The organism is Verrucosispora sp. CNZ293 (assembly GCF_002754655.1).
Genome location: NZ_PEFR01000001.1, coordinates 5,591,099 through 5,606,920, shown reverse-complemented (window position 1 = coordinate 5,606,920; position 15,822 = coordinate 5,591,099). Strand labels below are relative to the sequence as shown.

The following is a 15,822-nucleotide window of genomic DNA, read 5'->3' as shown; positions in this document are numbered from 1 at the left end:
ATCAGGCGGACCAGCCGAAGTGGTCCATCGGTCCGCGTCCCGCTCCCAGCTCCCAGTCCCGCGCGCCGGTCAGCGCACGGGTCACGTACTCCTTCGCGGCGCCGACCGCCGCCGGCACCGGATCGCCGAACGCCAGCCGCACCGTCACGGCCGCCGAGAACGAGCAACCGGTGCCGTGGGTGTGCCGGGTCGGCACCCGCGGGGCACGCAGCACGGTCGTCCCCTCCGGGCCGTGCAGCACGTCCACCGCCTCGTCGCCGGCGTCCACGTCGCCGCCGGTGACGATCACCCACTCCGGTCCACCGGCCGCCAGAGCCCGCGCCGCGGTGGTCATCTCCGCCACGTCGGTCACGGCCGCCCCGGTGAGGGCGGCGGCCTCCGCGCTGTTCGGGGTCGCCACCCGGGCGTACGGCAGCAACCGCTCCACCGCCTCCACCACGCCGAGCTGATGCCCGCTGGTGGCCACCAGCACCGGGTCGACGACCAGTTGCGGCAGCCGACCCGCCGCCGCCGCGTCGGCGATCGCGGCCGCCACCGCCGGGGTGCCCAGCATCCCGGTCTTGACCGCCCGCACCGCGAAGTCCGACAGCACACTGTCGAGCTGGTCGGTGACCAGTTGCGGGGGCAGCGGCAGCACCGCGTCCACACCCCTGGTGTTCTGCGCGGTGACCGCCGTGAGCACGCTCGTGCCGTACGCGCCGAGCGCGGCGAAGACCTTCAGGTCGGCCTGGATGCCGGCACCGCCACCGGAGTCGGAACCGGCGACGGTGAGCACGGTCGTGGGGGTCACGGCACTTCCTCTTGGTTGTTGGTCTGGGGTTCCGTGGTTGCGGTTGGGGGCTGCGGCCGACCGTGCCCACTCCGGGCGGTCAGGCTTGATCCCTGCGTGGGCACGGTCGGCCGCGGACCCGTCGTGGTCGGTCCCGCCGGAACGTGCCGGCTTGGGGGATTCAAGGTCGTCTGGGCCTGGTAGACGGTCGGCTGCGGACCCGTCGTGGTCCGTCCGGTCGGGAATTGCCGGCTTGCGGGCTCCGGAGTGGTCGCCTCGGTTCTGGTGGCCTGTGCGAAGGCTCGGGTCAGCGTGCTGGCTGCGGCGGTCGGGTCGTCGGCGCGCATGACGGCGCCGAGGACTGCGACGCCGGTGGCGCCGGCGACGGCACAGGCGCGTGCCTGGGCGGGCGTCTCGATGCCGCCGAGGGACAGCACGGGCACCGGGCTCAGCCGGATCAGCTCGGCCAGGCCTTCGGGGCGCAGGGGCGGGCCGTAGCCGGGCTTGGTCCGGGTGGGAAAGACCGGTGAGAGGGTGACGTAGTCCTCGGTGGTGAGGCGGCGCAGTTCCGACGCGTCATGGCAGGAGCGACCGACCAGGTCGGCGGCGGGCGGCGGATAGGGGCCGGCCGCCGACAGGTGCAGCGCGACCGGCGACCGGCTGGTTCCGGTGGCGCCGAGCGCAGCGCGGTCGGGATCGCCGTGGTCGATCAGTGGGTCGGGGCCGGCGACGATGAGGGTTCCGCCGGCCTCGGTCAGGATCGACCGCAGCTCGGCGGCGAGGGCGAGGCGCTCGACGCGCGGCAGATCCTTCTCCCGCAGCACCACCCAGCGCACTCCCCCGGCCACGGCCGCCGCCACCACCCGAACCAGCCCACCCCGCGCCACCCGCCGATCCGTCAGCAGCACCACCCCCGAGGGCACCTGGATCTTGGTACGAACCGGCCCCTGGAGGGGCGCTCCCGGGCCAGGATCCACGAGATCTGTTTGTGCGGTCACAGGTGGGGGCGGCCTTCGTCTTGGGTGGAGGCGAGGGCGTGGAAGCGGCGGGGGATGCGACCGGCGGCGTGGGCGAGGCGGCCGGCGGTGATCGCGTACCGCATCGCGGTGGCCATCGCCACCGGGTCCGCCGCCCGGGTCACCGCGCTGGCCAGCAGCACCGCGTCGCAGCCCAGCTCCATGGCGAGCGCCGCGTCGGAGGCGGTGCCGATACCGGCGTCCAGGATCACCGGCACGCCGACGTCCTGCCGGATGAGCCGGATGTGGTGCGGGTTGTTGATCCCCAGGCCGGAGCCGATCGGCGCGCCGGCCGGCATCACCGCGGCGCAACCGACGTCGGCCAGCCGCCGCGCCAGCACCGGGTCGTCGGAGGTGTACGGCAGCACGGTGAACCCGTCGTCGACAAGTTCCTCGGCGGCGCGCAGCAGTTCCACCCCGTCGGGCAGCAACGTGCGCTCGTCGCCGATCACCTCCAGCTTGATCCAGTCGGTCTCGAACGCGTCCCGGGCCAGCCGGGCCACCTTCACCGCCTCGCCCGCCGTGTAGCAGCCGGCGGTGTTGGGCAGCAGCCGCACGCCACACCTGTCGAGCAGGTCCAGCAGACCGCCGGGGCCGCTCGGCACCGTCTCCACCCGACGCAGCGCCAGGGTGACCAGCTCGGTGCCGGACGCCCGGATCGCCTGCTCCAGCACGTGCAGGTTGGCCGCGCCACCGGTACCGAGGATCAGCCGGGAGTTGAACCGCACCCCGCCCAGCTCGAAGCCGGTCGACTCGTTCGCCATCCGACTCACCCGCCCTGGGCGGCGCTGAGCACCTCGACCCGGTCACCGCCGCGCAGCACCGTCGCCGGCCAGCCGGTACGCGGTACCACCTCACCGTTTACCGCCACCGCCACGCCACGCTGCTGGCCGGTGACGTCGCGGACCAGGTCGGCCACCGTCAACCCGTCCGGCAGGCTGCGACCGGCACCGTTCACCGTCAGTTCCACGAGTCATCCCTCCGTCGCTGGCTGGAAGGTGCTGCCGGCGGCAACCGCGCCCACCACGTCCGACAGGTCGGCGAACCGGTCCGGCCGGAAGGGAGCGAGCAGCGGGTCGGCGCTGCCACCTCCGATGATCAGTTCGGTGATCAGGTCTGCGGTGACCGGCGTGAGGACTATCCCGTGTCGGTGGTGACCAGCGGCGACGAGCACGTCCGGGTGCCCCGGCAACGGCCCCAGGATCGGGGCGTTGTCCGGCGTGCCTGGGCGCAACCCCGCCAACGTCTCCACCAGGTCGTACTCGGCGATCTCCGGCAGCAGGTCGACGGCGGCCCGCAGCAGCCGCAGCACCGCTCCGGCGGAGATGTCCAGGTCGGAGCGCTCCTCGACGGTCGCGCCGACGACCACCTCGCCGCTGTCCCGCGGCACCAGGTAGACGTGCTCGCCGTCGGCGTACCCCCGGATCACGTGCCGGAAGCCCGGCGGGCCGCCATCGGGCGCGCGCAGTCGCAGCACCTGCCCCTTCACCGGACGGACCGGCAGGCCGGTCAGGGCCGCGACGCCGCAGCCGGCGGCGACCACTGTCACGCCGGCCGTGATGTCGGACAGCCGGCGTACCGGCTCGGCGACCAGCACCGCTCCGGCCCGCTGCGCCGCCAGCCGCAGCGCCGGCACCAGCCGGCGCGGATCGACCTGGTGGTCGGTGGCGGCGAGCGCGCCGCCGCGCACCCGGGGCGCCAACGCCGGCTCGCGCTCGCGTAGCTGGGACGGGCGCAGCGGGGTCACCGGCAACCCCAGCCCCTGCTGGTACGCCCAGAGCCGGCGCGCCTCGGCAAGGTCGTCCGCGGTGAGCCCGACCACCAGGGTGCCCTCGGTCCGGTAGCCGATGTCGGCGCCGGTCGCCTCGGTGAGTGCGGCGGCGAACCCGGGCCAGCGGTCGGCCGACTCGGTCAACAGGCCGGTCAGCTCCCGCTCGCCGAAGTACGCCTCGGCGACCGGCGCCAGCATTCCGGCGGCCACGTGCGAGGCACCGGACCCGGGCGCCGGATCGTGCACCACCACCCGCATGCCACGGCTGGCGCACCGCCAGGCCACCGCCCAGCCGATCGGGCCGCCCCCCACGACCGCCACATCCGGCCGGTGCCGGGTCAGGTCGGTGGTGGCGGGATCGCCGGTCACCATGTCAGCGCCCGAACCAGGTCGGCGGCGGCGCGGGCGGGATCGGTGGCCCCGGAGAGCGCACCGATCACCGCCACCCCGTACGCGCCGGCGGCCCGCAACTCGGGCACGTCCGCCGCCGTCACCCCACCGATGGCGATCACCGGCACCTCGACCGCCTCGACCACCGCCCGGACACCTGCCACACCTATCGGCGGTGGCAGCCCGTCCTTGGTGGCGGTGGCGCGGCACGGCCCGACGCCCAGGTAGCTCGCCCCGTCAGTGACCGCCGCGAGCGCGGTTGCCGGTTGCCGCGCGGTGGCACCGAGCACGGCCGTTGGGCCGAGCACCTGCCGGGCCGCTGCCACGGGCAGGTCGTCGGCACCGACGTGACCACCTGCGGCACCGGTGGCCAGCGCCACGTGCAGTCGGTCGTTGACCAGGCACGGCACCTCGTACGGCGCACAGCGGGCGAGCACCTGCCGGGTCAGCTCGTACGCCTGCCGGTCGGTCGCGCTGTCCTCGACCCGGACCTGCACCACCAGTTCGGCATGGGCCACCGGCAGCACGGCATCAAGCACGGCGAGCGGATCCCGCCCGGGTCGGGTGTCGGTGATGAGATGCAGTCGTCCGAGGGACGGCACGGCAACACTCCTCCCTGCGCCGGCATTACCCGGATCAGGTTCGACGGTCGGGGGCTCACAGCCCCCCTCTCAGCCCGGTACACCGGGCTCCCGTGGGTTCGTTGGGTGTCACCGTACGTCGTTTCGCCGGCTCCGCCAACCCCCGTCCTGCGCCGTCGGCCGGGGCGAGGGCTGCCCAATCGTGCCGACCCGCCGCAGCCTGCTGAACCGACTCGCAGCAGCACGGCCGCCGAGGAAAGGCACCGATATACAGCGACTCACACCAATAAAGACTGGCCCCGTTACCAAAACGTTACAAGGGCCTACCTTGCTCGAAACTAGATTCACTAACGCCAATTGAGTGATCGGATCGGCTTGTCGCCACCCAGACCTCGCTCGTCAGGTATGGGCGGTCGGACCGACGGGAGTGACCACCGCCGTCCACTCCGACCCGTACCACGGACAGAGGAGATCTTCGTGCCCCGACCCCGTCGGCGGCGAGCACCGCTCGCCGCAGCGACCATGGCGCTACTCGCCCTTGTACTCATCCTGGCCGCCGCACCGGCCCCGATCGCCGGCCCGGCCGCCGCCCAGGCCGCCGTACCGGTCGCCGCGGCGGAGGCGGAGCCGTACTCCGTCCTCGTCTTCTCCAAGACCGCCGGATTCCGGCACGACTCGATCCCGGCCGGCATCAGCGCGATCCAGCAACTCGGCACGGCTAACGGGTTCACCGTCACCACCACCGAGGACAGCGCCGCCTTCACCGACACCAACCTGGCCAGGTTCAGGGCGGTCATCTGGTTGTCGACCACGGGTGACGTGCTCAACGCCAGCCAGCAGGCGGCCTTCGAGCGCTACATCCGCGCCGGCGGCGGATACGTCGGCGTGCACGCCGCGTCCGACACCGAGTACGACTGGGCCTGGTACGGCCAACTGGTCGGTGCCTACTTCAACAGCCACCCGGCCAACCAGACGGCCACGGTGAAGGTCGAGGACACCACCCACGAGTCGACCCGGCATCTGCCGGACCGGTGGTCCCGTTTCGACGAGTGGTACAACTTCCGCACCAACCCCCGCGCCCGCCAGGTGCAGGTGCTGGCCTCCCTCGACGAGCGCAGCTACAGCCCGGGCAGCGGGGCGATGGGGCACGACCACCCGATCGCCTGGTGCCAGAACTTCGACGGTGGCCGGTCCTGGTACACAGGGGGCGGGCACACCCAGGATTCCTTCACCAACGCCGAGTTCCGGCAACACCTCCTCGGTGGTATCCAGACCGCGGCCGGGGTGGTGCACGCCGACTGTGGTGCCGGCCGAGCCGCCAGCTTCGAGAAGGTGACGCTGGACAGCAACACCAGCAACCCGATGGAGCTGGACATCGCGCCCGACGGCCGGGTCTTCTACATCGAACGCGACGGCCGGGTGCAGATCATCAAGCCGGACACCGGCCAGACGGTCACCGCGCTGCGGCTGAGCGTCTTCGCGGGTAACGAGGACGGCCTCCTCGGCATCCGACTCGACCCCAACTTCGGCAGCAACGGGTGGGTCTGGCTCTACTACGCCCCGAGCGCGGGCGGCTCCCGCAACCACCTGTCCCGGTTCACCGTCACCGGGGACACGATCAACCCGTCGAGCGAGCGCGTGGTGCTGGAGGTGCCCACCCAGCGCAACACCTGCTGCCACATGGGCGGGACGATGGTCTTCGACTCGGCCGGCAACCTTTACCTGGCCACCGGGGACAACACCAACCCCTTCGAGTCCAGTGGCTACAGCCCGTTGGACGAGCGCTCCGGCCGGTCGGACTACGACTCGCAGCGCACCGCCGGGAACACCAACGACCTGCGCGGCAAGGTGCTCCGGATCCGGCCGCAGGCCGACGGGACGTACACCATCCCGAGCGGAAACCTCTTCGCCCCGGGCACCGCGCGGACCCGCCCGGAGATCTACGCGATGGGCCTGCGCAACCCGTTCCGGATCGGCATCGACCGGGTCACCAACGTGCTCTACGTCGCCGACTACGGCCCGGACGCCACCACCGCCAACGCGAACCGGGGCCCGGAGGGTCTGGTCGAGTGGAACATCGTCGACCGGCCCGGCAACTTCGGCTGGCCGTACTGCCACGGCAACAACCAGGCGTACAACGACTACCAGTTCCCGTCCGGCCCGAGCGGGGCGAAGTTCAACTGCTCCGCGCCGGTGAACAACTCCCCCAACAACACCGGCCTGACCAACCTGCCGGCGGCCATCCCAGCCACTGTCGACTACGGCTACGGCGGCAACAGCCGCTTCCCGGAGATCGGCGGCGGCGGAGCCCCCATGGCCGGCCCCGTCTACCGGTACGACCCGACCATCTCGTCCCGCCGCCAGTGGCCGGCGTACTTCGACGGCAAGTCGATCTTCGGCGAGTGGAACCAGTCGCGGATGTACACCATGCAGGTCAGCCGGGACGGCAAGTCCCTTGTCGACATCAACCGGATCCTCGACCAGATGACCTTCGTCCGGCCGATGGACTTCGAGTTCGGCCCCGACGGCGCGCTGTACCTGATCGAGTGGGGCAGCGGCTTCGGCGGCAACAACGACAACTCCGGCGTCTACCGGATCGACTACACAGCCGGTGCCCGCGCCCCGATCGCGGTCGCCTCGGCGAACCCCACCTCCGGAGCGCCACCGCTCGCCGTCACCTTCTCCAGCGCCGGCTCGCGCGACCCCGACGGCGGGACGCTCACCTACGCCTGGACGTTCGGCGACGGCGGCACCTCCACCCAGGCCAACCCGACCCACACGTACACCCGGTCCGGGAGTTACACGGCGCAGCTCCGGGTGACCAACCCGGCGGGACGGAGCGCGGTGGCGAACGTGCCGGTCACCGTCGGCAACACGGCACCGACCGTGACCATCGAGTTCCCGCCCGATGGTGGCTTCTTCGCCTGGGGTGACCAGGTCGCCTACACCGTCAAGGTCACCGACCCGGAGGACGGGACGATCGACTGCGACGACGTCGAACTCCAGGTCCTGCTCGGCCACGACGAGCACGCCCACCCGCTGGAGCGGCACACCGGCTGCACCGGCACGGTGCAGACCCAGCTCGCCGACGGCCACGGGGCGGACGCGAACGTCTTCACCGTGCTGGAGGCGACCTACACCGACAGGGGCGGGTCCGACGGGGCCGAGCCGCAGACCGGCCGGGCGCTCGTGGTCCTCCAGCCGAAACGGAAGCAGGCCGAGTACTACTCCGCCACCGGGCGGGTGACGGGTGCCACCGGGGGCGGCACCGCCGGGGTCGAGCGGGAGACCACAGGTGACACCGCCGGCGGCGGACAGAACATCGGATTCATCGAGGACGGCGACTGGTGGTCGGTGAGTCCGGCCAGCCTGACCGGCGTCACCTCGATCCAGTTCCGGGTCGCCTCGGCCACCTCCGGCGGTCGGATCGAGGTACGCGCCGGAGCCGCGAACGGACCGCTGATCACCACTGCGACCGTGGCCGGCACCGGAGAGTGGCAGACGTACACCGACATCACCGCGCAGATACCCAACGGTGCCGCCGCGGAGGGCGCGTTGTACTTCGTCGCCCGGGACCCGAATGGCGGCTCCGGCACCCTGTTCAATGTCAACTGGATGGACTTCGTCGGCCCCGGGGTGAGCGGCAACGCCCCACCGACGGTCGCCGCCACGGCCACCCCGACCAGCGGGACCGGGCCACTGGCCGTGACCTTCACCGGTACGGCGACCGACCCGGACGGGGACACCCCCCTGACGTACGCCTGGGACTTCGGCGACGGCGCGACCGCGAACACGCTGAGCGCCACCCACACGTACACCACGCCGGGCAGCTACACCGCCACCCTGACGGTCACCGACAGCCGGGGTGCCCGGGGGCAGGCGAGCGTGCCGATCCGGGTCGACGGGGCGGGCAACCCCTGCCAGGGACCGCAGGGACCACAACGGTCCGACGAGTTCACCGGCACCTCGCTGGACCTCCAGCGGTGGACAGGCGTGGTGCGGGGGAACACCTCGTACTCGGTCGCCGACGGTTCGCTGCGGCTGCCCACCTCGGCGGGCGACCTGTACGGCACCCGCAACGACGCCACCAACCTGGTGCTCCAGCCCGCGCCCAGCGGAGCCTGGCAGGCGACCACCCGGGTGACCCTGGCGGCCCGGGCCGACTACCAGCAGGCCGGTCTGCTCATCTACGGCGACGACGACAACTACGCCAAGTTGGACCTGCTCTACGGTGGCAGCCGCCGGGTGGAGTTCATCAGGGAGAGCGCCGGGACGCCGCGCAACGAGAGCACGGACTCCACCGCAGCGCCGACCGGTGACACCATCCATCTGCGACTGACGAGCGACGGGACGAACCTGACCGCCGCCTACTCGACCGACGGGCAGACCTTCACCGCGGTCGGCCGGTCCGCCGCGCTGGCCGGGATCACCAACCCCCGGATCGGTCTCTTCGCCCTCAACGGCGGCACCACCGCACCCGTGGTGAACGCCCAGTTCGACTGGTTCCGGATCACCCCGGACATCACCACCGGCGCCGTCACGCCGTCGGACGAGTTCACCGGCGGCAGCCTGGAGAAGTGCCGGTGGAACGCCATCGTGCGGGAGGATGCGACCCGCTACCGGGTGACCGACGGCGCGCTGCGCGTCGACGTGCCGAACGGTGACATCTACGGCACCGGCAACACCGGGCCGACGAACTTCATCCTCCAGAACAGCCCGGCCGGGAACTGGACCGTGCAGACCCGGGTCGACGGCAGCCTGCTCAATGAGCAGTACCAGCAGGCGGGCCTGCTGGTGTACGCCGACGACGACAACTACCTCAAGTTCGACTACGTCACGGACAACGCGGCCGGTCAGGCGGTCTCGCGGCGGATCGAGTTCCGCAGCGAGGTCGGCGGGGCTGTGCAGAGTACGCAGCCACAGGCGACCGGCCTGACCCAGGGGATCTGGCACCTGCGGCTGACCCGCAGCGGAAACACCTTCACCGCCGCGTACTCGGCCGACGGCACGAGTTGGACGAGCCTGGGGTCGTTGACGAGTACCGCGGTCGGGACGACCCCGAGGGTGGGCCTGTTCACGCTCGGTGCCAACCAGACCGCCGCCAAGACGGCAGCGTTCGACTACTTCCGACTCACGCCCGGGTAGTCAGCCGGCCCAGCCGCTCCATCGATGCCGGCCCGTATCTCCACCCCGAGGTACGGGCCGGCGCTGGTGGCGGTTTGGGTGGGCTGTGCGGGAATGTCACCCCCATTTACCGAAACGTTATCCATCGAAGTCTTGCCATTAATCGTTTCAACGGAACTAATTTGTTCAACGACTCGACATAAATGCTGGTACGGCGCCATCGGCACGGTGTCCGAACCGGCTCCATTTGGGACGGTCTTCGGCGAGCCGTCCCCCGCAACCCACGTCGAGTAACGACAGAGGAGACCGGAGTGCCCCGACCACCCCGTGCCCGCGTACCCATCACCGCCACACTTCTCACCCTCGGCCTCGCCGCGACCGGCCTCGCCGGTGTCCCTGCCGCACAGGCCGCGCCGAGCACCGAGACAGTTGCGCAGAGCACCCCCGTCCAGCAGGCCAAGCCGATGGCGGCTCCACAAGCCGCAGCCGACGAGTTCTCGGTGCTGGTCTTCTCCAAGACCGCAGGCTTCCGCCACGCCTCCATTCCCACAGGCATCGCCGCCATCCAGGAACTCGGCGCGGAACACGGCTTCACCGTCGACACCACCGAGGACGGCGCCGCCTTCACCGACGCGAACCTGGCCCAGTACCGGGCCGTCATCTGGCTCTCCACCACCGGAGACGTGCTGACCGCCGACCAGCAGGCGGCGTTCGAGCGCTACATCCAGGCCGGTGGCGGCTACGCAGGCATCCACGCCGCCGCCGACACCGAGTACAGCTGGTCCTGGTACGGCGAACTGGTGGGGGCGTACTTCAACAGCCACCCGGCCAACCAGACGGCCACCGTCAAGGTCGAGGATCCGGCGCACCCCTCCACCGCGCACCTGCCGGAGCGCTGGTCCCGGTACGACGAGTGGTACAACTACCGCACCAACCCGCGTGGTGCGGTGCACGTGCTGGCCACCCTCGACGAGACCAGCTACTCCGCCGGGTCCGGGGCCATGGGACACGACCACCCGATCGCCTGGTGTCAGGACTACGACGGCGGCCGAGCCTGGTACACCGGCGGTGGTCACACCGACGAGTCGTACGCCGAACCGGGGTTCCGTACCCACCTGCTCGGTGGTATCCGCACCGCGGCCGGGATCGAGGGTGCCGACTGCGGGGCGTCGCTGACCGCCAGCTTCGAGAAGGTGACGCTGGACAGCAACACCAGCAACCCGATGGAGCTGGACATCGCGCCCGACGGCCGGGTCTTCTACATCGAACGCGACGGCCGGGTGCAGATCGTCAAGCCGGACACCGGCAACACGGTCACCGCCATCGACCTCGACGTCTTCACCGGCAACGAGGACGGCCTGATCGGCATCCGCCTCGACCCGGACTTCGCCACCAACAACTGGGTGTATCTCTACTACGCCCCGAACGACGGGGTGGCGCGCAACCTGCTCTCCCGGTTCACGGTCAGCGGTGACTCGATCGACGCGGCCACCGAGAAGGTCGTGCTCCAGGTCGACACCCAACGCAACACCTGCTGCCACGCCGGCGGCACCATGACGTTCGACTCCGCCGGCAACCTCTACCTGGCCACCGGGGACAACACCAACCCGTTCTCCTCGGACGCGTACACGCCCATCGACGAGCGGCCCGGACGCGCCGACTACGACGCGCAGCGCACCTCCGGCAACACCAACGACCTGCGCGGCAAGGTGATCCGGATCCACCCGGAGGACGACGGGACGTACACCGTCCCGGAGGGCAACCTCTTCCCGCCGGGCACGGAGAAGACCCGTCCCGAGATCTTCGCGATGGGTTTCCGCAACCCGTTCCGGATCGGCATCGACCCGGCCACCGACACCCTCTACGTCGCCGACTACGGCCCGGACGCCGGGTCGGACAACCCGAACCGTGGCCCCGAGGGCCTGGTCGAGTGGAACATCGTCGCCGAACCGGGCAACTACGGCTGGCCGTACTGCACGGGGACCAACGAGGCGTACAACGACTACCAGTTCCCCTCCGGCCCGAGCGGGCCGAAGTTCGACTGCGCCGCGGTGGTGAACAACTCGCCGAACAACACCGGCCTGACCAACCTCCCGCCGGCCATCCCGGCCACCGTCGACTACGGCTACGGCGGTGACCCGCGCTACCCGGAGATCGGTGGCGGTGGTGCGCCGATGGGCGGCCCGGTCTACCGGTACGACGCCGACCTCGACTCGGCTCGCAAGTGGCCGGCGTACTACGACGGCAAGGCGCTCCTCGGCGAGTGGAACCAGTCGAAGATGTACACGATGCAGGTCACCGAGGACGGCAAGGAACTGGTCGACATCAACCAGTTGCTCACCGGGATGTCCTTCATCCGCCCGATGGACTTCGAGTTCGGTCCGGACGGCGCGATGTACCTGATCGAGTGGGGTAGCGGCTTCGGCGGCAACAACGACAACTCCGGCGTCTACCGGATCGACTACATCGCCGGTGACCGGGCGCCGATCGCGGTGGCCAGCGCCGAACCGACCTCCGGGCCGGCCCCGCTGGAGGTGGTCTTCTCCAGCGCCGGTTCCCGTGACCCCGACGGTGGCACGCTCACCTACGCCTGGACCTTCGGCGACGGCGGCACCTCCACCGAGGCGAACCCCACCCACACGTACACCTCGCCGGGCAACTACACCGCCCAGCTCACCGTCACCAACGCTAAGGGGCGTACGGCGGTGGCGAACGTGCCGATCACGGTCGGCAACACCGCGCCGACTGTGGAGATCGAGTTCCCGCCGGACGGTGGTTTCTTCAACTGGGGCGACCAGGTCAAGTACACGATCAAGGTGACCGACCCGGAGGACGGCGAGATCGACTGCGCCGACGTCCAGCTCCAGGTCCTGCTCGGTCACGACGAGCACGCCCACCCGCTGGAGCAGCACACCGGCTGCACCGGCATGGTGCAGACCCAGCTCGCCGCCGGGCACGGCGCCGAGGCGGACGTCTTCACCGTCCTGGAGGCCACCTACACCGACCAGGGCGGCACCGGTGGGGCCGACCCGCTGACCGGCCGGGACATCGAGATCCTCCAGCCCAAGCGCAAGCAGGCCGAGTACTTCACCGACACCGGCCGGGCCGAGAACGGCACCGGCGGCGGCGACCCCGGCGTGATGCGCGAGGCCAGCGGTGACTCCGCCGGCGGCGGACAGAACATCGGCGCGATCGAGGACGGCGACTGGTGGTCGCTCGTCCCGGCCGACCTGACCGAGATCGACGAGATCCGGTTCCGGGTCGCGTCCGCGACCAGCGGCGGCGTGATCGAGGTACGGGCCGGCGCGGTCGACGGCCCGGTGGTCGCCACGGCCACCGTGCCGGGTACCGGCGACTGGCAGACCTACACCGACGTCACCGCGCCGGTGACAGGTGCGGCGAGCGGTTCGCTGTACTTCGTGGCCCAGGATCCGGCGGGCGGCTCGGGTTCGCTGTTCAACGTCAACTGGGCGGATTTCGTCGGCAAGGGCGTCACCGACAACGCACCGCCGGTGGTCACCGCCACCGCCACGCCGGCCACCGGCACCGCACCGGTCACCATCGCGTTCGGCGGCACCGCCACCGACCCCGAGGGCGACACCCCGCTGACGTACGAGTGGGACTTCGGTGACGGCGGCACGGCCGACACGCTGAACGCCGAGCACACCTACGCCGCGCCCGGCAACTTCACCGCCACCCTGACGGTGACCGACAGTCGGGGTGCCCGGTCGTACGCCACCGTGCCGGTCCGGGTCGAATCGCCGAACACCTCCTGCCTCGGGGCACGATCGGACAACTTCGACGGCGACACGCTCAACCGCGACCGGTGGAGCAGCGTGGTGCGGGAGAACCAGCTCCTGTCCGTCTCCGACGGCACGCTGCGACTTCCCACCGAGGCCGGTGACCTCTACGGCAGCCGCAACGACGCGACAAACCTGGTGCTCCAGCCCGCGCCGACGGGTGCCTGGCAGGCGACCACGAAGGTCACTGTCCCGGTGACGGCCACCTACCAGCAGGCCGGTCTGATCGTCTACGGCGACGACGACAACTACGCCAAGGTCGACCTGCTCTACAACGGCAGCCGGCGGGTGGAGTTCCTCCGGGAGACTGCCGGCACGCCGCGCAACGACAGTGCCGACAACGTCGCCGCACCGGAGGGTGACACCGTCTACCTGCGGATCAGCAGCGACGGCACCAACCTGACCGCGGAGATGTCGGCCGACGGGCAGACCTACAGCCCGGTCGGGCGGTCCGCCGAGCTGGCCGGCATCGAGAACCCGCGGATCGGCCTGTTCGCCCTCAACGGTGGCACCGACGCCCCCGTCGTGGATGCCGCGTTCGACTGGTTCCAGGTGACGCCGGACGAGCCGGCCGGGCCGGTCGACCCGTCCGACGACTTCGACGGCATCTCGCTGGACAAGTGCCGGTGGAACGCGATCCTGCGGGAGGACCCGAGCACCTACCGGGTCAGCGGCGGCAAGCTGTACGTCGACGTGCCCAACGGTGACATCTACGGCACCAACAACACCGATCCGACGAACTTCATTCTGCAGAACGCCCCGACCGGCGACTGGACGATGGAGACCAAGATCGACGGCAGTCTGCTGGACGAGCAGTACCAGCAGGCGGGTCTGATCGTGTACGGCGACGACGACAACTACCTCAAGTTCGACTTCGTGGTGGACAACCAGGCCGGCCAGCCGGTGTCTCGGCGGATCGAGTTCCGCAGCGAGATCGGCGGATCGATCCAGGATCCCCAGCCGGGTGCGGAGAACCTGACCTCGTCCGAGTGGTACCTGCGGGTGTCGCGCGCCGGTGACACCTTCACCGCGTCGTACTCGGCGGACGGCACCACCTGGACGGCGTTGACCGAGCTGGTCAACGCGGCCGTGGGGGCGACCCCGAAGGTGGGCGTGTTCACCCTCAGCGGCAACCAGACCGCCTCGAAGTCGGCGTCGTTCGACTACTTCCGGTTCTCCACAGAGGCCGGACCGGACGACGACACCGCGCCCGTCACCACGGCCGAGGTGTCCGGCACCCCGGTCGAGGGTTGGCTCACCGGCCCGGCGACTGTCACCTTGACCGCCGCCGACAACGACGGCGGCAGCGGGGTGGCTCGCACCGAGTACCAGCTCGACGACGCCACCACCTGGACCGCCTACACCGCGCCGGTGCAGGTGACCGGGGACGGCGAGCACGAGCTGCGGTTCCGCTCGGTGGACGAGGCCGGCAACGTGGAGGAGACGAAGACGGTCGCCGTCCGCATCGACGCCACCGCGCCGGTCAGCACCGCGACGTTCGCTCCGGCGAACGACGAGGGCTGGCACGACGGCACCATCCCGGTGGTGCTCACCTCGACCGATGCCGGTTCCGGGGTGAAGCTGCTGGAGTGGTCGCTGGACGGCGGCGACTGGACGCCGTACACCGAGCCGGTGCAGATCAGTGGTGACGGGGACCACGAGCTGCTCTACCGGGCCACCGACACCGCCGGCAACGCCGAGACGCTCAAGTCGGCGGTGGTCCGGATCGACGGCACCAAGCCCACCCTGCTGGTCTCCGGCATCGCCGACGGCCAGCTCTACGGGGACAGCCAGGACGTCCGGGTGTCGTGGCAGGCGGTCGACCCGACCTCGGGCATCGCCTCAGTGGTCGGTCAACTCGACGACCGCCCGTATGTCAGCGGCACGCTCCAGGCGATGTACGAGCTGCCGTTGGGCCTGCACGAGCTGACCGTCACGGCGACCGACAAGGCGGGCAACGCCACCACCGCGTCGGTCCGCTTCTTCGTCACCACCTCGTTCCGGGACATGCAGAACCTGCTGGACCGGTTCAAGGCGACGGGCCGGCTCTCCACGAAGGCACACAACCAGTTGTCGAAGCGACTCTCCAACGCCCGTACGGCGGAGGCGGAGGGCAACGACAAGCGGGCGATCAACCAGCTCACCGCGTTCCGGACGCTTGCCGGTGACGCCGAGCTGGTCGGCGAGGCGGAGATCCGGGACGTGCTGATCCGGGACGCCGACGCCATGATCGTCCGGCTCGGTGGCACGGCCAGTAAGACCGGCGTACAGGCCAACGACGGCGAGTCCGTCAAGGGCGCCGGCCGCCTCGGCGGCGACCCCACCCGCCTGGCCCCGGGGCGTCGCCTCTGAGCGACAGTTCCCGGTAGCA

The 15,822-nt window shown here is 70.9% G+C and carries 7 protein-coding genes, 1 pseudogene and 1 riboswitch; of the genes and pseudogenes, 2 read left to right on the top strand and 6 right to left on the bottom strand.

All coding sequences use genetic code 11. The annotated features are described in order from the left end of the window. Position 1 precedes the first annotated feature (1 nt). The 6 genes and pseudogenes from thiD to thiE form a co-directional block, all read right to left on the bottom strand. Positions 2 to 790, bottom strand: a complete 789-nt coding sequence (gene thiD, locus CLT74_RS25625; RefSeq protein ID WP_099849633.1) for a bifunctional hydroxymethylpyrimidine kinase/phosphomethylpyrimidine kinase — start codon at positions 788 to 790, stop codon at positions 2 to 4. A gap of 275 nt (positions 791 to 1,065) precedes the next feature. Next, positions 1,066 to 1,698 (bottom strand): annotated as a pseudogene (locus CLT74_RS25620) (thiamine phosphate synthase); the annotation flags it as partial. A 65-nt stretch (positions 1,699 to 1,763) separates the two neighbouring features. Next, positions 1,764 to 2,549, bottom strand: a complete 786-nt coding sequence (locus CLT74_RS25615; RefSeq protein WP_099852907.1) for a thiazole synthase — start codon at positions 2,547 to 2,549, stop codon at positions 1,764 to 1,766. 5 nt (positions 2,550 to 2,554) lie between these two features. Beyond that, entirely contained in the window at positions 2,555 to 2,755 is a 201-nt protein-coding gene (gene thiS, locus CLT74_RS25610) for a sulfur carrier protein ThiS (protein WP_099849631.1), read from the bottom strand. 3 nt (positions 2,756 to 2,758) lie between these two features. After that, positions 2,759 to 3,928 (bottom strand): glycine oxidase ThiO, encoded by a 1,170-nt coding sequence (gene thiO, locus CLT74_RS25605; RefSeq protein WP_099849629.1) that lies wholly within the window; start codon positions 3,926 to 3,928, stop codon positions 2,759 to 2,761. Beyond that, on the bottom strand, positions 3,922 to 4,548 hold the full coding sequence (gene thiE / locus CLT74_RS25600) for a thiamine phosphate synthase (RefSeq protein WP_099849627.1): 627 nt from the start codon (positions 4,546 to 4,548) through the stop codon (positions 3,922 to 3,924). Before thiE ends, thiO begins: the two co-directional genes overlap by 7 nt. Continuing rightward, a riboswitch (TPP riboswitch) is annotated at positions 4,543 to 4,652 on the bottom strand. Its footprint overlaps the gene before it by 6 nt. A gap of 352 nt (positions 4,653 to 5,004) precedes the next feature. Here thiE and CLT74_RS25595 point away from each other — a divergent pair. Both CLT74_RS25595 and CLT74_RS25590 read left to right on the top strand, forming a co-directional pair. After that, positions 5,005 to 9,672: a ThuA domain-containing protein gene (locus CLT74_RS25595; protein WP_099852904.1), complete on the top strand. Its 4,668-nt coding sequence runs from the start codon at positions 5,005 to 5,007 to the stop codon at positions 9,670 to 9,672. Between the two features lie 290 nt (positions 9,673 to 9,962). Further along, entirely contained in the window at positions 9,963 to 15,803 is a 5,841-nt protein-coding gene (locus CLT74_RS25590; RefSeq protein ID WP_099849625.1) for a ThuA domain-containing protein, read from the top strand. Positions 15,804 to 15,822: the final 19 nt, after the last annotated feature.

Excerpts from the sequence above, each read along its gene's own strand:
- CLT74_RS25615 (WP_099852907.1), bottom strand. The coding sequence starts at position 2,549 with ATGGCGAACGAGTCGACCGGCTTCGAGCTGGGCGGGGTGCGGTTCAAC.
- thiO (WP_099849629.1), bottom strand. The coding sequence starts at position 3,928 with ATGGTGACCGGCGATCCCGCCACCACCGACCTGACCCGGCACCGGCCG.